This window comes from Marinobacter zhejiangensis (assembly GCF_900114775.1).
Lineage (GTDB): Bacteria > Pseudomonadota > Gammaproteobacteria > Pseudomonadales > Oleiphilaceae > Marinobacter > Marinobacter zhejiangensis.
Window position 1 is genome coordinate 148269 of the sequence record NZ_FOUE01000005.1, and the last position, 20588, is coordinate 168856.

At 60.9% G+C, this 20588-nt stretch carries 20 protein-coding genes; 10 read left to right on the top strand and 10 right to left on the bottom strand.

Translation table 11 applies throughout. From position 1 onward, the window contains the following. Positions 1-40: 40 nt before the first annotated feature. From BMZ67_RS15615 to pqqA, 9 genes are all read right to left on the bottom strand, one after another. Positions 41-319 (bottom strand): hypothetical protein, encoded by a 279-nt coding sequence (locus tag BMZ67_RS15615; RefSeq protein ID WP_092025273.1) that lies wholly within the window; start codon positions 317-319, stop codon positions 41-43. Between the two features lie 68 nt (positions 320-387). Beyond that, positions 388-2148: a hybrid sensor histidine kinase/response regulator gene (locus BMZ67_RS15620; protein ID WP_092025278.1), complete on the bottom strand. Its 1761-nt coding sequence runs from the start codon at positions 2146-2148 to the stop codon at positions 388-390. After that, entirely contained in the window at positions 2132-3295 is a 1164-nt protein-coding gene (gene ercA / locus BMZ67_RS15625) for an alcohol dehydrogenase-like regulatory protein ErcA (protein WP_092025281.1), read from the bottom strand. Before ercA ends, BMZ67_RS15620 begins: the two co-directional genes overlap by 17 nt. A gap of 90 nt (positions 3296-3385) precedes the next feature. After that, positions 3386-5176, bottom strand: coding sequence for an alpha/beta hydrolase family protein (locus BMZ67_RS15630; protein WP_245750015.1), 1791 nt, complete (start codon positions 5174-5176; stop codon positions 3386-3388). A gap of 67 nt (positions 5177-5243) precedes the next feature. Next, the gene (gene pqqE, locus BMZ67_RS15635; protein WP_092025287.1) at positions 5244-6395 is read right to left on the bottom strand and encodes a pyrroloquinoline quinone biosynthesis protein PqqE; all 1152 of its coding nucleotides are present in this window, start codon (positions 6393-6395) and stop codon (positions 5244-5246) included. Beyond that, positions 6392-6646, bottom strand: a complete 255-nt coding sequence (gene pqqD / locus BMZ67_RS15640; RefSeq protein WP_425434251.1) for a pyrroloquinoline quinone biosynthesis peptide chaperone PqqD — start codon at positions 6644-6646, stop codon at positions 6392-6394. The genes pqqE and pqqD overlap by 4 nt, the downstream gene beginning before the upstream one ends. Before the next feature lie 8 nt (positions 6647-6654). Then, a complete protein-coding gene (pqqC, locus tag BMZ67_RS15645; RefSeq protein ID WP_092025293.1) occupies positions 6655-7416 on the bottom strand; it encodes a pyrroloquinoline-quinone synthase PqqC in 762 nt (253 codons plus the stop codon). After that, the gene (gene pqqB / locus BMZ67_RS15650) at positions 7416-8342 is read right to left on the bottom strand and encodes a pyrroloquinoline quinone biosynthesis protein PqqB (protein ID WP_092025296.1); all 927 of its coding nucleotides are present in this window, start codon (positions 8340-8342) and stop codon (positions 7416-7418) included. Before pqqB ends, pqqC begins: the two co-directional genes overlap by 1 nt. A 53-nt stretch (positions 8343-8395) precedes the next feature. Further along, complete coding sequence (gene pqqA, locus BMZ67_RS15655) at positions 8396-8467, bottom strand: pyrroloquinoline quinone precursor peptide PqqA (protein WP_007153157.1); 72 nt, start codon at positions 8465-8467, stop codon at positions 8396-8398. A 322-nt stretch (positions 8468-8789) separates the two neighbouring features. On the opposite strand from pqqA, the gene BMZ67_RS15660 reads away from it, so the two are divergent. The 10 genes from BMZ67_RS15660 to BMZ67_RS15705 are packed head-to-tail and all read left to right on the top strand — an operon-like array spanning position 8790 to position 18553. After that, a complete protein-coding gene (locus tag BMZ67_RS15660) occupies positions 8790-9434 on the top strand; it encodes a hypothetical protein (RefSeq protein ID WP_092025299.1) in 645 nt (214 codons plus the stop codon). Between the two features lie 20 nt (positions 9435-9454). Continuing rightward, positions 9455-10279: an FHA domain-containing protein gene (locus BMZ67_RS15665; RefSeq protein ID WP_175481943.1), complete on the top strand. Its 825-nt coding sequence runs from the start codon at positions 9455-9457 to the stop codon at positions 10277-10279. A gap of 19 nt (positions 10280-10298) precedes the next feature. Further along, entirely contained in the window at positions 10299-10667 is a 369-nt protein-coding gene (locus BMZ67_RS15670; RefSeq protein WP_175481944.1) for an FHA domain-containing protein, read from the top strand. Then, complete coding sequence (locus BMZ67_RS15675; RefSeq protein WP_092025305.1) at positions 10664-11512, top strand: MotA/TolQ/ExbB proton channel family protein; 849 nt, start codon at positions 10664-10666, stop codon at positions 11510-11512. The genes BMZ67_RS15670 and BMZ67_RS15675 overlap by 4 nt, the downstream gene beginning before the upstream one ends. 22 nt (positions 11513-11534) lie before the next feature. Continuing rightward, positions 11535-12122 (top strand): FHA domain-containing protein, encoded by a 588-nt coding sequence (locus BMZ67_RS15680; protein WP_175481945.1) that lies wholly within the window; start codon positions 11535-11537, stop codon positions 12120-12122. A gap of 12 nt (positions 12123-12134) precedes the next feature. Then, complete coding sequence (locus BMZ67_RS15685) at positions 12135-13037, top strand: PP2C family protein-serine/threonine phosphatase (RefSeq protein ID WP_092025311.1); 903 nt, start codon at positions 12135-12137, stop codon at positions 13035-13037. A 5-nt stretch (positions 13038-13042) separates the two neighbouring features. Continuing rightward, positions 13043-13750: a hypothetical protein gene (locus tag BMZ67_RS15690; protein WP_092025314.1), complete on the top strand. Its 708-nt coding sequence runs from the start codon at positions 13043-13045 to the stop codon at positions 13748-13750. Then, the gene (locus BMZ67_RS15695) at positions 13747-15552 is read left to right on the top strand and encodes a M4 family metallopeptidase (protein WP_092025317.1); all 1806 of its coding nucleotides are present in this window, start codon (positions 13747-13749) and stop codon (positions 15550-15552) included. Before BMZ67_RS15690 ends, BMZ67_RS15695 begins: the two co-directional genes overlap by 4 nt. After that, the gene (locus BMZ67_RS15700) at positions 15549-16457 is read left to right on the top strand and encodes a PP2C family protein-serine/threonine phosphatase (protein ID WP_175481946.1); all 909 of its coding nucleotides are present in this window, start codon (positions 15549-15551) and stop codon (positions 16455-16457) included. Before BMZ67_RS15695 ends, BMZ67_RS15700 begins: the two co-directional genes overlap by 4 nt. A 29-nt stretch (positions 16458-16486) precedes the next feature. Beyond that, positions 16487-18553, top strand: a complete 2067-nt coding sequence (locus tag BMZ67_RS15705) for a protein kinase domain-containing protein (RefSeq protein WP_175481947.1) — start codon at positions 16487-16489, stop codon at positions 18551-18553. Between the two features lie 375 nt (positions 18554-18928). On the opposite strand, the gene exaC is transcribed toward BMZ67_RS15705, so the two are convergent. Beyond that, positions 18929-20446, bottom strand: coding sequence for an acetaldehyde dehydrogenase ExaC (exaC, locus tag BMZ67_RS15710; RefSeq protein ID WP_092025325.1), 1518 nt, complete (start codon positions 20444-20446; stop codon positions 18929-18931). Positions 20447-20588: the final 142 nt, after the last annotated feature.

Here is a 20588-nt window from a genome sequence, read left to right on the forward strand (position 1 = left end):
TGATACTGGGATTGCCAGGGCGGCTTACGGTTCCCGACAGTCAGCCATTTGATTTCAGGCGAATGTGGTCGCAGATCCCGGTGACCATCTCAAAGTTGAGGATCAGCGTATGGACGGCATTGGTGTAGGTATCGTGAAGGTGAAATTTGAAGCGTTTCTGTTTCTCGCCCTGGAGAAAGGCGTCATATTCCTTGACCAGTTCCCGGACATCGCCGCCGGAATCCTGCGCCCAGGTGGCGTTGAACGGGCCGAGGACGGCACCTCCAGCCAGGCAGACAGTTACTTCATGGTTAGTCAGCGCATTTTCTGTACTGTGCATTGCACACCCTCCACACATTCGGTCCGCAGGAATGGGAAATTCCATGGTTTCCTAAGTGTAGGTCAGAATTAGCGATTGGGGAGTGCAGCGACCATGCTGGTTAACAGTGCCCGCAGCCGGTTGGGTTTCACCGGTTTGTTCAGGATCGGCAGGTAGAGCGCCTGCAGAAGACGACGGGATTCATCACTGCGATCCGCAGTAATAATGGCCGCAGGAATATCCAGGTTGCAGTGCCGGCGTACCGCCAGAATCGCCTCACAGCCGGTGCGGTCATGGTCGAGGTGGAAGTCCGCGAGAATCGCATCGGGCACCTCCTCGCTCTCGCTGCACTGATCAATCGCTTCCTCGGCACTGGCCGCCACCAGGACCTGGCAGCCCCAACGTTCCAGCAGGGCCCCCATGCTCAGGAGAATATCCGGCTCATTGTCGATAACCAGAACCAGTGCGCCACTCAGGGCATCCACCATCACAGGCACCCCTGAGCTCTGTTTCTGCAGGCTTCGTGCGGAACTCTCGTGCTCAACCGGTACGGTCAGACGGAAGCGCGATCCTTTGCCGGGTTCCGATGCGACGCTAATGCTACAGCCAAGGACCCTGACCATCCGTTCGACAATCGCCAGCCCCAGCCCGACCCCCTTGCGACCGCCGCCGCCCTTGGGCAACAACTGGTGGAACTCGGTGAAGATATCATCCAGTTTATCCTGGGCGATGCCCACGCCGGTATCCCAGACCTCAATGTCCACCAGGTTGCCGCGTTGACGCATGGCCAGCAGCACCCGCCCTTCCGAGGTGTAGCGAAAGGCGTTACTCAGCAGGTTTCGGAGGATCCGGATCATCATCCGTGGGTCGGTGCGGGCGATGGCCGGGCGAGGCCGTGCCCGAAACACCAGGCCAGCATTTCGAGCCACCGGTTCAAACTCTTCCGCCAGGGATTTCACCAGGTCTTCGAGGTCGGTATAGACCAGGTCAGGCTGCATGGCCTGCTGGTCCAGTTTTGATATATCCAGAAGGTCCGCCAGCAGATCTTCGGCGCCTTCCAATGCCCGGTGAATTCGCTCAACCAGGTGGCCCTCCCGCTCAGGCAACGGACTGTCCTGAAGCGTGGACACCAGCAATCGAGCCGCATTGAGGGGCTGGAGCAGGTCATGACTGGCCGCCGCCAGATATTTTTCCTTACTGAGATTGGCCTCTTTGGCCGCCTCCACCGCTACCACCAGTTCCTGTTCAATCCGCTGGCGCTGTTCGATCTGGTAGCGGAGCCCAACGTTGGCGTTTTGCAGTGCCTCGGTCCGTTCATCGACCCGCCGTTCGAGGTCGGCATTGAGCTGTTCCAGTTTGCGCCGGGCCTGAATCCGGTCGGTGATATCCAGAACAAACGCCTCCACCACTTCGGCACCCAGGTCGGGACGACGCAACAGGGTAATGGCCACCTCTACCGGCTCACCATCTGAGCGCCGCAACCGGCTTTCACGGGCCATCACCTTGCCGAAGTCCAGCAATTCCTGACGCAGCCCATCAAACTCATCAATGGTGTAGAACAGTTGCTCCCTCAGCCGACGGACCGATTTCTTCAGTGCGTCAGCGCTGTCGTAGCCACAGATCACCGCCAACGCCGGGTTGATGGCGAGGAACCCGCCCTTGAGGTCGCCCTGGAAGATCCCGTGCAGGGCATGTTCGAACAGCCACTTGTAGCGGTTTTTCTCAACCTCAAGCTGCTCAATACGCTCCATTAACTCGGGGTAGTAGCTCTTGCGAACGGAGTGACTGCCCAACCCGAGCAGATCGCCTACGTCATAACGACCGGGCTCAGAATCAAAGGGCTTCTTCATAAACCACTTCGACATCACGCTGGCTGGACTTGCGAGGGTTGGTCAGGATGCAGGGGTCTTGCATGGCGTACCGTGACAGCTCCGGAATGTCCGAGCCATTGACGCCCAGCTCCGCCAGTTTGCTTTCCAAGCCCACGGCACGCTTGAGCAACACCACCCGCTCCATCAGCACCTTCTTAACCTCAGGGTCCTTCATGCCCCGGGTGTCCACCCCCAGCGCTTCGGCAATACGCCGGAACCGCTCGGGGGCCGATGGGAAGTTGTAGGCAATCACGTGCTCCAGCAGCAGGGAGTTGCACAGGCCATGGGGCAAGTCGAGATATCCTCCCAGGCTATGAGACATGGCATGGACGGCCCCGAGGATGGCGTTGGAAAACGCCAGTCCCGCCTGCATCGACGCCAGCATGATGTGCTCCCGCAACTGGGCATCTTCGGGGCTCTTGATCAGCGGTTCCAGGTAGTGACCGATCAGCCGGATGGCCTCCAGGGCGTGGCTATCGGTGAGCGGACCGCTGCCGGTGGACACATAGGCTTCAATGGCATGAACCAGGGCATCAACGCCGGTACAGGCGGTCAGGAAGCTGTCCATGGTCGCGGTCACTTCCGGGTCAATCAGCGAGACATCCGGTACCACGGCCTTGCTGATGATGGAAAACTTGAAACGCCGCTCGGGGTCGGAAATGATGGCAAATTGGGAAACATCCGCCGAGGTGCCTGCGGTGGTTGGAATCAGAATCAGCGGCGGCGACGGCACCCGGATGGTGTCCACCCCTTCAAATTCGAGGATGTGGCGATTGTGGGCAATAACAATGCCGATGCCCTTCGCGCAATCCATGGGGCTGCCTCCACCCACTGCGACAATCACATCACACTGGCCAGCCCGGTAGAGCTCGGCGCCAACCATCACCTCTTCAGCCCGGGGGTTGGGTGAAACACCTGTGAACACCGTGCAGTTAACGCCACTTTCCCGCAGCAGGGCTTCAATCTCACCCACCCAACCGGCTTCGGCGACACCTGGGTCAGACACCAGGAACACATGGCGAGCACCAAAGTTGCTGGCAAAGTTGGCAACCGCCTTGCGAGAGCCAGCCCCGAAAACAATCTCCGGTGACACAAACTTCCGCAATGAGGAAACATCGTGACTCATGGGTGATCTCGCGCATTTTATTATTGTGATCGACAGAACTGCGCTCCGTTCCCTGGAGAAGACAGAAAGGCCAAGTCTACCGCAACTTTGTCAGGCCTTCACGGGTTGATGGCATAACCGCTGATAAAACGCCAGCGACTGCGTCAACACACTGACCTGATTAACCTGACGACGAAAACCATGGCCCTCATCAGGGAAACGATGTACCTCGGTGTCCAGCCCGGCCGCCGTCATCGCAGCCGCCATTGCCTCAGTCTGTGCCGGCACCACCACGGTGTCCTGCCCACCCTGGAAGAACAGCACCGGCCCGGTCATCCGTTCCGCCAGCCGCGCCGGTGTGCGATCCTGCCAGTCCTCAGCCGATGCCGCCGCCCCCAACAGCCAATCGAGATAGCCGGATTCAAACCGGTGGGTACAACCCTGCAGGTGCCAGGGGTCGGTGACGCCAAAGAGGCTAACCGCCCCCCGAAACACCGTTGATCCAACCATCGCCATCAACGCCGTATAGCCACCGGAACTGCGCCCCTGGATAAACGCCCGATCCCCATCAGCCAAGCCCTCGGCGGCGAGGTAAGCCACCGCGGCGCAGGCATCATCAACATCCACCTGTCCCCAGCGTCCCTGCAAGCCCAAACGGAATGCCCGGCCAAACCCGGTACTGCCCCGGTAGTTCAGGTCTGCCACGGCAAAGCCATGCCGGCACCAAAACTGGATCTCCGGTCGTAGCACCGGGTAACTTGCTGACGGCGGCCCACCGAGAATCAGCACCAGCAAGGGCGGAGGCTCAGTCGGCGAGCCAGCGGGCGGGTAATAGAACCCGGTAGCGGGCAGCTCCGCAGTGGTTGCAGGCAGGCTAAAGGGCTCCGGGCGACTCAGGCCAATCGCAGGCCACGGCAGCTCCCCTCCGGCCAGCACCTGAAGCTGACCGTTGGCAAGGTCAACCGCCAACACTTCGGTCAAGGCGTCCCAACGGCTGGCCAGGCAATACAGGGTGCCCCCGGCCAGACACAAACTGCGGAAATCGGTATAGCCAGGGGCCAACCGAACCTCCTGCCCGCACCCAGACGACCGCCATAACTCCCCGGAACCTTTGACATAGCGAACCCCCACCCAGCCACCGTCCGGCAACGGCAGGTAATGGCGTTCCGCCAGCTGCCAGGGCGCATTGGCATGGTCTGCCAACGCTGCTGTCGCCGGCACCCAGGCCGGCTGGACGCCTACGGCATCCACACGGCAGGGCTGCCACCAGCCCTGATGGTCAGAGACGGCGTACAGCTCGGAACCCTGGAATTGCGGCTGCTGCACAGCGGCAGACACCGGTGCGGGCAAGACACGGGGATTGACGAGACGACCACCGTCATCAACATCGGCCAGCCACAGGTTTGATTCCTGCCAGGGCATATGCGGCCACTGCCAGCAGACCCAGGCCAACTGACGACCGTCCGAGGCCACCGTCGCCGCACCATAAAAGCCCTGGCCTTGGTGGAGAACGGTCACCTGGCCATCCAGAGTAATGGCCACCAGCGCCTGGACCTCAGACGAGTCGTTGGGCAACGCGGGTGCCACTTGCTCCCGCACCGCCAGCAAACGCCGGTTGGCGGCATCGGCCACCAGGCCGCCATAGCGATACGCTGGAGTCCGGGTCAAGGCTTGGGGCTGAATGCAGGATGGGTCGCCGGCAGCTTCAATACGGTCAACCTGGCCGGTATCGGCATTGACGCCGTAGACAATGTTGTTGAGCAGGCACAGGGCACCACCGCCGTAGCCGTTAACCCGGCTGCGCATGCTGTAACCGTCGGCGGTCAGGCGCCTGGGTCTGCCCTGGTGCAACGTATGCAGGGCCGACACGCCGCTGGCCGGCTCAAGCTCCAGCCAGAACACCCCAGCGGACGAAACCTCCAGGGACTCCCGCTGGCACAGTGCCGCAGAAGCCTGTTCAGCACTCAGGTCAGCCGCGGTAGAACAACCGGGAGTTGGTGGGGTTGCGATAGCTTAGATCCTCCAGACCGGCGGTGGCGTGATCGGCCGCCCGCCGGGCCGCCAGGATGCGGTCGTGCTCGGGCGATTTACTGCACACCGGGTCGGCATTGTCAGCGTTTCCTGTCAGCAGGTAGGCCTGGCAACGACAGCCCCCGAAGTCCTTACCTTTTTCGTCACAGGAACGGCAGGGTTCCGGCATCCAACTGTCGCCCCGGTAGTGATTGAACCCCGGGCTGTCGTACCAGATCGACTGCAGCGACTGTGACTGCACATTGGGAAATTCGATCGGCAACAGGCGGGCACTGTGACACGGCAGCGCAGTGCCATCGGGAGCAACCGTCAAGAACAGACTGCCCCAACCATTCATGCAGGCCTTCGGCCGCTCTTCATAATAGTCCGGGGTCACGAAAATCAGCTTCATCGCTGAGCCGGCTTCGCTCAGCATCCGGCGACGTTCGTTAACCTCGGCTTCCGCCTTGATGAGCTGAGCCTTGGATGGCATCAGGCCTTCCCGGTTTTTGAACGCCCAGCCGTAATACTGGCAGGTCGCCAATTCCACGTAGTCCGCACCGAGACGCTCACAGAGGTCGATGATATCGGTCATCTGGTGGATGTTGTGACGATGAATGACAAAGTTCAGCACCATCGGGTACCCAGCATCCTTGACCGCACGGGCCATCGCCAGCTTCTGCTCAAAGGCCTTGCGGGAGCCGGCCACGGCGTTATTCAGTTCCGGGTCCGACGCCTGGAAGCTGACCTGGATATGGTCCAGCCCGGCGTCACGGAAGGCGAGAACCTTATCTTCCGTTAGCCCCAGACCGGAGGTAATCAGATTGCTGTAGTAACCCAGTTGCCGGGCTTCGGTAATCAGCTCCGGCAAGTCCTGGCGCACCAGCGGCTCACCACCGGAAAAGCCAAGCTGGGCCGCCCCCATTTCCCGGCCCTGACGCAGCACCGACACCCACTGCTCGGTGGTCAGTTCCTGGTCGTTCTGGGCATAATCCAAAGGGTTGGAGCAGTAAGGACACTGCAACGGACAACGGTAGGTCAACTCAGCCAGCAACCACAGTGGTGGTCCAATCTTCGGGGCGGAGGCCTGGGCTGACTCGGTTCCGGTCATGACAAGGTAATCCAGTGCTGTTGTTCGGCATCCTGCAAAAATCCGGTCACATCATCCGCCAGCGGACCGGCCTCGGGAAAGCGTTGCTCCAGCGCAGCGACAATGTCTGCCACCGAGCGTTGCCCATCAACTTCCGCCAGGATCGCGCCGGCACTTTCGTTAAGGCGCACCATTCCTTCAGGGTACAGCAGCACATGGGCATTCTGGGCCGGTTCCCACTGAAAGCGAAAGCCCGGGCGAAACTTCGGCACTGGAGCACTCACAGCCCCAGCCCCCGATGCCAGACCTGAGCGTCGGTTACGGTGTGGTAGGGCGGCGTCTGGTGCACATAAGCCATAGTCAGGGCATCCAACATAGACCATAGGATATCCAGTTTGAATTGCAGGATTTCCAGCGCCCGCTGTTGCTCAGCGGCGGTGGTGAAATGATCCAGGGTAATGGACAGGCCATGTTCCACATCCCGGCGGGCTTCCGACAGCCGTTTACGGAAATAGATATAGCCTTCGCCATCGATCCAGGGGTAGTGCTGCGGCCAGGAATCCAGCCGTGACTGGTGAATCTCCGGCGCAAACAGTTCCGTCAACGACGAACAGGCCGCCTCTTGCCAGCTGGCCCGGCGAGCGAAATTCAGATAAGCATCGACCGCAAAGCGAACACCGGGCAAGACGTGGCGTTCGTCGATCACTTCTTCCCGGCTCAGCCCGACCGCTTCAGCCAGTTGCAACCAGGCTTCGATGCCGCCAGCATCGCCCTCATGACCATCGTGATCCAGCACCCGTTGCAGCCAGAGCCGACGAACATCCGCATCCGGGCAGTTGGCCATGATGGCGGAGTCTTTGCGGGGGATGTTGACCTGATAATAGTAGCGATTGGCCACCCAGCCGCGGATCTGCTCCGGGGTGCACTGGCCGCCATACATGGCCCGATGGTAGGGGTGATGAATGTGGTAGAGCGCGCCCTTGTCACGCAGCGCCTGTTCAAAGTCCTGTCGGCTCATGGCGGGTTTGACGGCTGCGTTCATCACAAGGCTCCCAGGTCCAGGTGCATCCCATCCCAGGCCACTTCAATGCCGTGACGAGCCAGCTCTGCCCGCTCGGGTGAGTCTTCGTCGAGGATGGGATTGGTATTATTAATATGGATCAGAATCTTACGTTCGGCGGGCATGGTATCCAGCACTTCGATCATGCCGCCCGGCCCGTTCTGGGCCAGATGACCCATTTCCTGACCGGTCTTGGTCCCGACCTCACAGCGCTGCATTTCGTCGTCGTTCCAGACGGTACCATCCACCAGCAGCACATCGGCCCGGGCCATCCAGCCGAGAATGCGTTCATCCGGCTGCCCAAGCCCCGGTGCGTAGAGCACTGACGTCCCGGTGCGGGTATCTTCAATGAACAGGCCCACATTATCACCCGGATGCGGGTTATCCCGCCGCGGCGAGTATGGGGGCGCGTTGCTGAGCAGGGGAATCGCGGTCAGGCGAAGCGAGGGCGCACAGTCAATGACAAAGTGCTGGTCGTCAGCGGCGGGCATCGGCCGCCAATTCAAGCCACCGCTCCAGTGCGTCAGCATACGGAACAGCGGGAATCCGGAACTCAGGTCGTCGTGGACCTGCTCGGTGCACCAGACATCGAACGGGCAGCCTTCACGCAGCGACAACAAACCGGTGGTGTGATCAACCTGACTGTCCATCAACAGGATCGCATTAATACCCGTATCACGAACCGCACGCGCTGGCTGCATCGGACCAAACGAGGCGAGCTGGGCCCGAATATCCGGAGACGCATTACACAGAATCCAGTGCTCACCATCTTCACTGATAGCAATAGAGGACTGGGTGCGGGGCTGGGCATTTATGGAACCGTTACGGACGCCGGTGCAATTACGGCAATTACAGTTCCATTGGGGAAATCCACCGCCTGCGGCGGAACCTAAAACATGAATAAGCATGGCGGGACTCCGCAAAGGACGGGCCAGCCGACCAGGGCTGGCCGTTCAGGCGTTCAGCGATTGGCGAAGTACATGGTGACTTCGAAGCCGATGCGCAGATCTTCATAGGCTGGTTTGGTCCACATCGTACGATCCTCTTGGTTGTTGTGATAATCAGGACACGATAACGGCAATGCCGCCACCGTCACCCTGATGCTAAACCCGGAACCGCCCCCCCAACATGGTACTTTGGGAGCAAATTACCCCATACCAACGACCCCCGATTCTCGCTTTTGACAAATTGGGCCTAGCTGGCTATTTGGTTGATATTGCAATCTTTAGCTTTTATTTTATCGCCATAAGCGACACAACATGGCAGCATTGGATCAACGCGTGCAGGCCTGGTGCTCCACACAAAACAAAAACCGCCACCCAATACAGGCAACGCTAGAGGATGATTGACACGCTATGAGGCGCAAGGATCGCGAACTGAACATCTTTTCCATGTCGGCGCTGGATCTGTTCGCATCCGCCCTTGGCGCCTTCATCCTGATTACCCTGATCCTGCTCCCCTACTACCTCAAACAAGGCCCACAAGAAGAACCGGTTCCATTGGAGTGCCCGGTTCCAGAGCCAATTCCCGAATGTCCGATCTGTCCGACCCCGGCACCAGTACCCGAGTGCCCGCCGCCGACACCCACTGAAGTGAAGATCGCGGACAACCTGCTCATCATGCAGATGTCCTGGTCGCAGCGGGCCGATGTCGATATGCACGTGAAAACGCCCGATGGCGAATACAGTTACCAGCGGGTAACGATTCCTGGCGCCCCGGGCCGCTTCACCCTGGACAACCGTTCCGGCGGCACCAGTGAACGCCCGGCCCTGGAAATCTGGATGGCCTATAACCCCACCCCCGGCACCTATGAAATCTGTTACAACCTGTACAGCGCCGGAAACGCCCGCCTGCCGGTGACCGTCGGAGGGCGCCTCGACAAACCCCACGGCCCGGTGATCCTGCCAACCACCCAGCTGCGCCAGACCGGCCGTAAACAGTGTGTCCTGAAGTTTTCCATAGACAGCGACTACAACTACACCCAGATCTCGCCCCGATAACGTGACAAGGACCCGCCCGGATGACTGACGGCATAGACAGACAACGATCCCACTGGATACAAGGCGGCTTGCTGGCACTTGCCCTGATGTTCACCAGTCAGGCCCTTGGGGCCGAAGGCGACACCGCCGCAACAACCGACACGCCGGAGGCCGTGGAGCAGGAAGCCCCTGCGCCAGCGGAACCCGCAGGGTCTGCCGAACCAACGGAACCGGCTGACTCGGAGACCGCCCCAGCCTCCGAGCCTGAAACAGAGACTGAACTTCCGGCCGAAGACAGTGCTCCCGTGCCAGACAGTGAAGCCGACGCCCCCGCCGAAACGGACACGACTGCCGAAGACACCACCGAAACCGCGCCAGAGCACAGCAATCGGAATTACCTGCCCGTAGGCATAGTCGCCCTGCTGGCGGTACTGGCCCTGCTCATCCGGATGCTGGGCCGTAACCGCAAGCCAGCGAGCCCTGGCCCGGCCCCTAAAACAGCCACCAGCCCGACCGAAGACCCTGCAGCACCGTCTCCGTTTGGCTACTTTCACATTATGGAAGGCGGCCGGCAACGGCACTACACCCTCGCCGGAGAGACCGTCAATGTAGGCCGCAGTGCCAGCAATGACCTGGTGCTTAGCGATGACACCGTCTCAGCCAGCCACTTGGTGATCAAACGGGAGCGCAACGGCAGCGTCCTGGTCACCGACCTCAATTCGAGCAATGGCACCCGGGTTAACGGCTCGGAGGTGTCCCAGGCCATGCTGGTTCCCGGCGACACCCTGGAGCTGGGGGATGTTCGAATCCGATTTGAAACCCGCGCCCCGGCCGATATCGGGGCCAGCACACGCCGAACCGGCTGATCAGACTCAGGAGCAACCTATGACTTCGTTCATTGTTGGTCGTGGCGAGCAGGCGGATGTCCGGCTGAGTCACGATACAGTTTCACGCCTTCACCTGCGGATCACCACGCTCTCAGCGGCCGAGTACCTGGTCGAAGACCTGGGCTCTGCTAACGGCACCTGGGTCATGCGGGGAGAGCAGCGACTGCCGGTCTCGTCAGAACGCCTGACCCCGGCGGACCAGCTCGTCCTTGGTGACTACCCGGTTACCCTGGCGGTGTTACTGGAGCTGTCCGGGCAAGCCTCGCAACAGGCCCCGCGTCCCCGGAATGACGACAGCAATACCCGGGACCCCTTCAGCCGTTATGTCCGTAGCGAAGACGGCCGCTACGTAAGGAAGCCGAAATGAATATTTCCAACGCCATGCTCATCCGCCTGATCGGCCTTGTCCTGGCCATTCTCTGGATTGTTCTGTTGAGCTTCATACTGCCCGTGGATAGCGGCGCCAACGGCGAAGGGGTCAGTTTTTCCTGGCATGCATTCCTGATTGCCACGGAAGACCCGATGTACCCATTCAACATTCAGGTCATGATGTGGATTGCGTTTTTTTACTGCCTGGCAGAACTGGCCATCAAATGGATCAACCTGTCCGAGGAGAACCTGCAACTGGAGTTGTTCGACCTCTACCGGAACCCCGACCATGTCCTGATGAACACAGCCCAGGGCGAGGTTGCCATTCCCCTGGACCGGGAAGAGGCACTGAAGCCGGAACTGCTGGCCGCCATCTACTACGCCAAGCGCAAGCTCGTCCCGGAACACTCCCTCATCGGTAGCTTCTTCAAGAAGATCAACCATCAGTTCCAGAGCACCAATGACGTGGGCGATGTCTACAGCGCGGTGAACTCGACGATTGAACTGAAGCTCCACGAGGTGGACCTGCGCTATACCGTTATCCGTTACCTGGCCTGGCTGATCCCAACCCTGGGGTTTATCGGCACCGTCATCGGGATTGCGGTCGCCTTGGGGCAGGCAGGTATCATGGGGTCCGAGGATCCGCAACTGCTGCAGAAGGTGATCCCGTTGCTGGCAACCGCGTTCTACACCACCCTGCTGGCGCTGCTGTTGTCAGCGGTGGTGATGATTGCCATCCAGTGGGTGCAGGCCAAGGACGAGGAGACCGTCAATAACGCCGGCAGCCTGTGCCTTGATGCCATCGTCACCAACCTCAAACCCCGGTCATCCGGGCAACATTGAGCCATCGTCAGGAGCACGAGCCATGAGCAGATTCGACCATTCCGGTGACGAGACTCCACCGACCCGCCTGGTCCGGCGTAGCGGGGCCGATAGCCGCACGGGCAGCGACGCCAGAGACGATGCCACCCGCAAGCTAGACTACCAGGCCGAGGCCACCATGGCCGGCGCCAACCACGGACGTGCCACAGAGGAACCCGAGCGGGGTGGCCAGAAAACCGTCCTGTTCCGGCCCTCCGAACAGGAAACTGCCGCTCCCGCCGACGCCCCGCAACCGGTGGTCGCCTGGCTGGTGGTCAAGGATGGCCCGGGGCGTGGTCGCGCCCTCAGCATCTCGTACGGCCTCAACAAGATTGGCCGCGGCACCGACCAGGCTGTCAGTCTGGCATTCGGCGACGACAAGCTCTCTCGCAGCCACCACGCTGCCATTGAGTATGACCCCAAGCTGCGGGCCTTTTACCTGAGCAAAGGCGAAAACCTGACTTACCTTAATGGTGATCGGGTGGGCAGTGGTCAGGAGCATGCACTCAAAGCGGGTGACGAGATCGAATTGGGCGAAACCACGCTCCAGTTTGTGCCGTTCTGCGGCCCCGACTTCGACTGGAATGACTGACGGGCGGACACCATGATCGCGGTTTGGAGCGCGGCCCAGATCCAGGGCACCCGGGACTATCAGGAAGATCGCTACGGGGTGGTGGAAAACAACGCCATTTTCTATCGCGGCAAACGCTACCCTTTCGAGCCGGGCCTGTTCCCCGCTCATTACTCCCTCTATGTGCTGGCCGATGGAATGGGCGGCATGGGCCACGGCGAGCAGGCCGCCAGCACAGTGGTGGAAGCCTTTATTGAGACCTTCATCAACCTGGGCAACGACGCCCTGCCCCCAATGGAACGACTTCGGGCAGCCCTGGACGAGGCCAACCAGGCCATTGCCCGGATTGTCGCCCGGGAACCTGACAAACAGGGGATGGGCGCCACCCTGATCGCCCTGCTCTGGGACCGCCAGGACAGTACCCTGAACTGGCTTTCCGTCGGCGACTCCCTGCTGCAACGCTATCGAGACCAGGCGCTCACCACCCTGAACCAGAAACACACCTATCAACAGCTGGCGCAGCGCCACGCCGACCAGGGCGATGCCAACCGCGCCGCGGAGCTGGCTGCCCTGGGCAATACCCTGTCCAGCGCAGTGGACGGCCAGCCGATTCCCGAGGTGGACCAGCCGGATCAGCCACTGCCGGTCAATGGCGGTGACCTGATCATTCTGGCCAGCGATGGCCTGGAAACCCTCAGTGACCAGCAAGTATCCACAACGCTGGCAGAGGCGGCACGGGCCTGGCAAAGCGCCCCGGGGGCGGAATCGTCCACCGACGCCCTCGCCACCTGTCGCGATGCCCTGTTTGACCAGCTCCGGCTGGCCCAGTCGCCGTACCAGGACAACTGCACGCTGGTGTTGATTGGCTGGCAGGCAAATCTTCCAGATCAGACCTCAGACCACACCCAGCCACCACCGACCGAATCGCGGAGTTAACACCTATGCAGAAACTGGCCGTCGCAACTGTTGTCGTCATTCTCGTGCTGGCCGGGTATTGGTGGTGGCAGCCATCGGAACCTAGCCATGGGTCTTCCGCCCGGCAGGAAAGCGACAGCGCTACGGAGAAAGCCCCCGACCTGCCAACCCCGGACGATGCCAAGCCTGCCGAAACCGTTCCTCAGGCCAACCTGCCTCCGGTGCGTGAGGTCCCGATGGACGATGGCACCGAGGTATCAAGCCCGGAGCAGGCCCAGCAGGTGGTGGACGAGCAAGACCTGAATCTCGGGCCAGACTCCGAACTCCAGGTCAGTGGCAGTACCAGCGACGACTACGGCTACAGCTATTACCAGCTTGAGCAGCGCTACAAGGGCATTCCGGTGTTTGGCAGCCAGGCCCTGCTGGAAGTGTCAGAGGGACAGGCCCAGCTGCTTAACGGCGTCTGGTTCGAGCAGATCGACCTGAACACCGAGCCAACCCATAGCGCCGAAGAGGCCCTGAGGCTGGCTCTGGATCACCGTGGCGTACCGGCCGAACGGACCATTTCGGTACTGGGCACGCCGGCGCTGCTGGTGTATGTCACCGAACAGGGAGCGACCCTCAGCTGGCGGGTCATCGCATCACTCAGCAACCCGGAGGCAGAACCCCAGCGTTACCTGGTGGACGCCCATAATCCGACCATTTACCTGCAAGAGCCCGTGCTACAACGATGACTGCCCTTCGCCGTTCGTTACGCAAGCTCCTCGCCCGCGCCCCAGGTCAGCACCTGAACCGTGTGGCCCTGCTGCGGTTGTTACTGCCGCTGGTACTGTGCCTGCCGCAAGCCAGCCTGGCCGAACCCCGCATTGATGCCTTTGATTACGATGGCAAGTGCCTGTCGGACCGGTTGCAGGCCGCCCTTGCGACCATGCCCCGGGACATCAGTTCGGTGAGGTTACCGTCGCGCCTCGCCGACACCCAGGTCCAGCCCGGCAATGCCCAAGGCAAGGCCGCCAACGCCATTCAAAGCCTGCAGCTGATCGAAACCTTCTTCAATGACGAACTGGGCTGGAGTTCGGTGGATGGCCAGGCCGCGCCCATGGTGTTACTGGCCAACCTGTCCGCCAAGATGGATGGCAGCTGCGATGGCATGAATGCCTTCTACATGAACCTGTCCCCCGACACCGCCCATGTCATTGCCATCCTCCATGGCCATCGCCAGGCCACCGAGGACCTGGCCCATGACATCGATGTGGTCGGGCACGAATTTGCCCACGGTTTCTTCAAGACCACCCAGGGGGAAGACCAGACCCTGGAGAAGGCCGCCATCAACGAAGGCGTCGCCGACATGTTTGGCATCACCATCCGGGCCTGGCACGAATCCGGTCAGGACCTGGCAAACACCCGGGTCAGGGAAGACACCTTCCGCCTGGGCCGGACCTTTGCCCTGGTCGCCGACCGTTACTACGATTCCCCGATGCACCAGGGCGCGATGAGAGACCTGAGCAACCCGATGCCCTGGGACACCGCCGACCACTACGATCTGGTCAATCAGCGCTCGTTCCGGGAAGAGCACTCCCTGAGCGGCGTGGTCAGCCTGCCCTTCGCCCTGATGGTCAAAGGCGGACGGCACCCACGGGTTGAGCAGGACATCGAAGTTCAGGCCATTGGCTTCGACAAAGCCATTCGCATCATGTTCTACACCCTGAAGCACCGCCTGCCGTTCAATTCCATGCCGGAATTTGCCACCGCCGTACGCCGGGCCGCCGCCCGGATTCATGGCGAAAGCAGTGCCGAGGTCCAGTCCGTACACAATGCCTTTGCTGTTGTGGGACTGCTGGATGCAGCAGGTGGAAGCTCACCAGCCCCGTCACCGGACGCACCGGCTGAACCATCCGCGGAGCCAGCGCCTCTGCCGCAACCAGAGCCGGAAACCTCGCCCGGAGACGTGCCTGATACAGCACCACCAGCACCCCAGACCCCGCCCGAAGCCGATTCATGGCTGAGTCCTGGGCAGACGTTTATCGTGCTGCTCGCGGCCTTCCTGCTGATCCTGCTGGTGGTGGGGAAAACCCTGAAAAACGCTCGCCGAAACCAGATACGCCAGGCCTACCAGCTCAGCCAGCCGGCTCGACCGTTGTCGCCCCAGAGCATGCCGGACAATCCGGAACCAACACCCGTGACACCACCTCGTCCAGGCGGCTGCGTGGCCGAGGTATCCCTCGATGGCGTGAAAACCACGCTGATGCTGGATGCACGACCGCAGGTGCTTGGCCGCAGCCGGGACTTGCCGTTGCCGGAACCCCTGCGTCAGCGCCTGGGCCAAGACCCGTTCCTGGCCAGGGCCCATGGCGAGATCTGGTACCAGCCAGACGGCAACTACCTGTATGTACGCTGCCTGTCTGACAACGGCCTGGAGCTGAATGGGCAGAACGTGGCCACCGGAGACAAGGTTAAAACCACCTTCGACACCCCCGTTTCGCTCCGCATGGGGGAAACCACACTGACCTTGATCCGGCGGGGGCAGTGGCCTTGAGTTACTCCAGTGCCTCCCATAGCCCCTTGCCACCCTGCGCCAGTACCCAGCTCCTTGGCCAACGCCAACGCCAGGAGGACAGCCTGCGGCTGAGCCAGTTTGACGGCGGCCAGGCCGGGCAAGGGCTATTAGCCGTGGTCTGTGACGGCATGGGGGGACATGCCGGCGGCGACATCGCCAGCCAGCTGGTGGCTGACCGCTTTGTCTCGTCGTTTCTGGCAGCCTCTGGCAGTGTTCCGGCCCGGCTTCAGACCGCCCTGACAGCAGGTCATGAAGGGCTGATTGAGGCGGTATCGGAACGCCCCGATCTTGAGGACATGGGCACAACCCTGGTAGCGGCCTGTATACTCGGTGACGCACTCTACCGGGTCAGTGTCGGGGATTCGCAGCTGTGGCGGCTGCGGCAAGGGTGCCTGCAGCGATTGAACGACGATCACTCGATGGCTCCGGTGTTCGAGAGTATGGTTGCCATGGGGGAGATGACCGCCGAGGCGGCACGCCACGATCGCAAACGCCACGCCTTGCGCTCAGCCATTACCCGAAACCCCATCAGCAAGATTGACGCGCCCCCGACTCCGGAGCCGCTGCTGCCGGGGGATTACCTGCTGCTGGCCAGTGATGGCCTGGACAGCCTGCCACCGGACGCCGTCACGAACGCGCTGACGCAGGCCAATGGCGACCCGAACCGGGGACTGGAGGCGCTGAACGAGAAAATCAGTAAGCAATCAGACCCGGGACAGGACAACACCAGCCTTATCCTGATCTGTGTACCGGAACAAACCGGTGCATCGGCGGACAAGCCAGCGATAGCGCCCAAGCCCGCGAGCCAGGGGGTCCGGCTATGGCCGGCCGCCGCGATTGCCGGCCTGGTTCTGGTGTTGCTGTTGTTTTTGATTCTGAGATAGAACCCGACTTAGGTAGTGGGAGACCTGCAGTGACGCAGCCTATGACTCTGGCACTGGCCAATGGGAGCCGGATCGCTGAATACCGCATCGAACGTCTGCTTGGCGAGGGCGGCTTTGGCCTGACCTACCTGGCGACCGATGAGCACTTGCACAAGCGGGTGGCGATCAAGGAATACCTGCCCATTGATTTTGCCATGCGTGGTGCCAATGCCCAGGTGCTCCCCCGTACCGAATCCAGCCGCAACGATTTCGCCTGGGGACTGGAGGCCTTCATCAACGAGGCCCGCATCCTGGCCAAGTTCCACAACCCTTACATCGTTCAGGTGTTCCGTTATTTCGAGGCAAACGGAACCGCCTACATCGTGATGGAATATGTCGAAGGGCGCACCCTGCGGGCCACCGTCAACGACCTTGGAGAGCTGCAGGAAGCCGAAATCCTTGCCGTCCTGTTGCCGGTTATGGACGGCCTGATGGATGTCCATGACGCCGGCATCCTTCACCGGGACATCAAACCAGAGAACATCCTGATCCGCGATGACGGCAAACCGGTGCTGATCGACTTTGGCGCGGCCCGCCAGGCGCTGGGCAGCAAGAGCCGCTCAATCACCACCGTCATCACCCCAGGCTATGTTCCCATCGAGCAATACAGCACCAAAGGCAATGTCGGGCCCTGGTCTGACATATACTCACTGGCCGCCGTTGCCTATTTCTGTCTGACCAGGAAGCGTCCAGAGGAAGCCTCGGACCGAGCCCTTGAAGATCATCTGTTGCCTGCCAGGGATGCTGCCAACGGCCTCGCCTCGCCGGCCTTCCTGAATGCCATTGACCGGGGCCTGTCGGTATCGCCGCAAGACCGACCACAAAACCTGGAAGACTGGGTTAAGGCGCTGCGCGGCGACAAGGAGCAGGTGACCAAAACCGTTGACAGCACACCGCCACCAACCCTAACCCCAACCCCAACCAAGGTTGTTCCAGAGCCAACCAACGAGCCTCCCCCCAAGCCCAGCCCTGCCCCCAACCCAGCGGCGGCCCCTGCCGTCGAGCGCACATCGAACCGGCGGGGCCTGATCATCCTGCTGGGCCTGTTACTGATAGTGCTGGGTGGATTTATGGCGCAACAGGCGCTGCTGAAGTTCCAGGGTCCTGACGCCCCAGACGACACCACGGCAGGCGCTGACAGCAACATCCCAAGCACCCCGGACACAAGCGCCGACGCAGACCCGGAAACCAATGCTGACGCAGGTACGGACAGCGATGTTCCCGAGCCCGAACAGCCGGAAACCAGCAACGGGGATGGAGAAAGCGAAGGCGATGCCGTTGCCCTTGAGCCGGAACAGCCACCAGAGCCCGAACCCGAACCTGAGCCCTTGCCCGAGGAAGACACCACCTTTCGGCTGACGGTCATCACCGATCCGGACGGGGCTCATTTCGTGCTGTACGGCGATCCCCGCCGATACGAAGACGGTATCGAACTAACCAACGGCAGCTACCGCCTCAAGATCAGCATGCCCGGCTATCGCACCGTTGAAATCACCGTGGAGTCCAGCGGGGAGGATGTGGTTCGGGAGGTCACCCTGGTGAGGGAGATCACCCCGCAGGAACAGGCACTGTTTGATGCCGCCAAAAGCTCCCGTTCCGTCGCAGACCTGCAGGCCTACCTGAACCAGTACCCACAGGGCAGCTACGCCGACCGGGTACGCAGCTGGCTGGCCGAAGCCCAGGAGCGGGAACAGCAGGCCTCGGAGGAACAGCTGCGAGCACGGGCCAAGGAAGCCGTCCGGGCCTGGCGTGATTGCCAACCGGTCCCCTGGAAGCAGACACCGACCAATGGCGTGGCGGTCTTTGACATCCCTGGCGCCACCAGTGGCAGCTTCCGCATCCGAGTTGGACGCACGACCCTGCCGGCCAGCCAGATCAGTCAGATTGGCAGCGGCTCGCCGCTGCGTGAGCTGTGCAGCAGCGCCACCTGCTATGCCGTCACCGCACCCTTCGGTGAAACCCCCTACACCGTCACTCAGGGCCGCCAGAACGAACGAGGCCAAGCCTGCTTCTATTACCCGGACGAGCGCAACCACCGCTATCGGGTAGACTTCTGATCCATGCCCCTGCCCTCATGGGTGGGGTGCTTAATCCCCCGACAAGGACTTCGATGGGTTCAATGCCTTTGAGTTTCTGAGTTTGCTTGAGTCGAAAAACACGAGGGACTGGACAGCCATGAGGGAAACCCTGGAACAAAGCTCTCACTCACCAGAGTCTTGCCTCGCCGAATCACAGGGTAGCTGAAATAAAAAATGGCCCTGGGCAGGGCCGAAGTTGGAGATGATAGGAAGACCCATATTCCCCGGGGTTTCTGAGCAAACCCCAGGCCCCGGCAACCTGCCAGGGAAACAATAAGCACATCCATGTGCCGACTCACCACCGGACTGTCACGGGGACAGTCCGGGCACAACAAACGTTGTAACTGCCAGAGCTTAGAAGAAGCCCAGCGGGTTGGTGTCGTAGCTGACCAGCAGGTTCTTGGTCTGCTGGTAGTGGTCGAGCATCATCTTGTGAGTTTCACGACCAACACCGGACTTCTTGTAGCCACCGAACGCGGCATGTGCCGGGTACGCGTGGTAGCAGTTCATCCATACCCGACCGGCCTGGATGCCGCGACCCATGCGGTACGCCAGGTTGGTGTCGCGGGTCCATACGCCAGCACCCAGTCCAAACTCGGTGTCGTTGGCGATGGCCAGGGCTTCTTCTTCAGTTTTGAAGGTAGCCACACCCACAACCGGTCCGAAGATTTCTTCCTGGAAGACGCGCATGTTGTTGTCGCCTTTGAACAGGGTCGGCTGGATGTAGTAGCCGTCGTTGAAACCTTCGATCACTTCGCAGTCACCACCGGTCAGAACCTCGGCGCCTTCCTGCTTGCCGATTTCCAGGTAGGACATGATCTTGTCGAACTGTTCCTTACTGGCCTGGGCACCTACCTGCACGTCGGTATCCAGCGGGTTGCCACGCTTGATGGCCTTGGTGCGCGCAACAACGCGAGCCATAAACTCGTCGTAGATGTCTTCGTGTACCAGGGCACGGGAAGGACAGGTACAGACTTCGCCCTGGTTGAAGAACGCCAGAACCACACCTTCGACGCACTTGTCGAGGAATTCGGGCTCAGCATCCATAACGTCAGCGAAGTAGATGTTGGGGGACTTGCCGCCCAGCTCTACGGTAGACGGAATGATGTTTTCCGCGGCGCACTTGAGAATGTGGGAGCCCACCGGAGTGGAGCCGGTGAAGGCAATCTTGGCGATACGCTTGCTGGTCGCCAGAGCCTGACCCGCTTCGATGCCGTAGCCATTAACCACGTTGAGCACGCCCGGCGGCAGCAGATCGCCAATCACTTCCATCAGAACCAGGATACTGGCCGGAGTCTGCTCAGCCGGCTTGAGCACGGTGCAGTTGCCGGCAGCCAGGCACGGGGCCAGTTTCCACGCAGCCATCAGCAGCGGGAAGTTCCAGGGAATGATCTGACCAACAACACCCAGCGGCTCGTGGAAGTGGTAAGCCACAGTCTTGTTGTCGATTTCACCGATGCTGCCTTCCTGCGCACGGATACAACCGGCGAAATAGCGGAAGTGGTCAGCAGCCAGCGGAATGTCTGCGGCGAGAGTTTCGCGAACAGCTTTACCGTTGTCCCAGGTTTCAGCGACAGCCAGCTTTTCCAGGTTGGCTTCGATACGGTCGGCAATCTTGAGCAGGATGTTCGAACGCTCAGTTACGGAGGTCTGACCCCAGGCGGGTGCAGCTTTGTGAGCCGCGTCCAGCGCCAGCTCAATGTCTTCGGCACCAGAGCGCGGGATTTCACAGAAGGCCTGGCCGTTCACCGGGGAGATGTTCTCGAAATACTGGCCCTTGATCGGTGCGACCCACTCGCCACCGATAAAGTTTTCATAACGGGATTTGAAGGAGACGACGGAGCCTTCCTGTCCTGGTTGTGCGTAGATCATGGTATCGACCTCTTCTTGTCATTCACATGGAATTATGTGTTTGTCGCTCGGCAACGCGGCCTTTCGCGCTATACGTATTCACTGTAGACCTGCCCCCCGAAAGCGCCAATGCCTCCTTGGGCGAGAAAAACTCCTCCGTTAG

Coding starts and splice junctions, on each gene's coding strand:
- BMZ67_RS15620 (WP_092025278.1), bottom strand. CDS start 2,148: ATGAAGAAGCCCTTTGATTCTGAGCCCGGTCGTTATGACGTAGGCGAT.
- BMZ67_RS15675 (WP_092025305.1), top strand. CDS start 10,664: ATGAATATTTCCAACGCCATGCTCATCCGCCTGATCGGCCTTGTCCTG.
- BMZ67_RS15695 (WP_092025317.1), top strand. CDS start 13,747: ATGACTGCCCTTCGCCGTTCGTTACGCAAGCTCCTCGCCCGCGCCCCA.
- pqqC (WP_092025293.1), bottom strand. CDS start 7,416: ATGAACGCAGCCGTCAAACCCGCCATGAGCCGACAGGACTTTGAACAG.
- BMZ67_RS15680 (WP_175481945.1), top strand. CDS start 11,535: ATGAGCAGATTCGACCATTCCGGTGACGAGACTCCACCGACCCGCCTG.
- BMZ67_RS15690 (WP_092025314.1), top strand. CDS start 13,043: ATGCAGAAACTGGCCGTCGCAACTGTTGTCGTCATTCTCGTGCTGGCC.
- BMZ67_RS15665 (WP_175481943.1), top strand. CDS start 9,455: ATGACTGACGGCATAGACAGACAACGATCCCACTGGATACAAGGCGGC.
- pqqE (WP_092025287.1), bottom strand. CDS start 6,395: ATGACCGGAACCGAGTCAGCCCAGGCCTCCGCCCCGAAGATTGGACCA.
- exaC (WP_092025325.1), bottom strand. CDS start 20,446: ATGATCTACGCACAACCAGGACAGGAAGGCTCCGTCGTCTCCTTCAAA.
- BMZ67_RS15670 (WP_175481944.1), top strand. CDS start 10,299: ATGACTTCGTTCATTGTTGGTCGTGGCGAGCAGGCGGATGTCCGGCTG.
- BMZ67_RS15615 (WP_092025273.1), bottom strand. CDS start 319: ATGCACAGTACAGAAAATGCGCTGACTAACCATGAAGTAACTGTCTGC.
- ercA (WP_092025281.1), bottom strand. CDS start 3,295: ATGAGTCACGATGTTTCCTCATTGCGGAAGTTTGTGTCACCGGAGATT.
- BMZ67_RS15685 (WP_092025311.1), top strand. CDS start 12,135: ATGATCGCGGTTTGGAGCGCGGCCCAGATCCAGGGCACCCGGGACTAT.
- pqqB (WP_092025296.1), bottom strand. CDS start 8,342: ATGCTTATTCATGTTTTAGGTTCCGCCGCAGGCGGTGGATTTCCCCAA.
- BMZ67_RS15660 (WP_092025299.1), top strand. CDS start 8,790: ATGAGGCGCAAGGATCGCGAACTGAACATCTTTTCCATGTCGGCGCTG.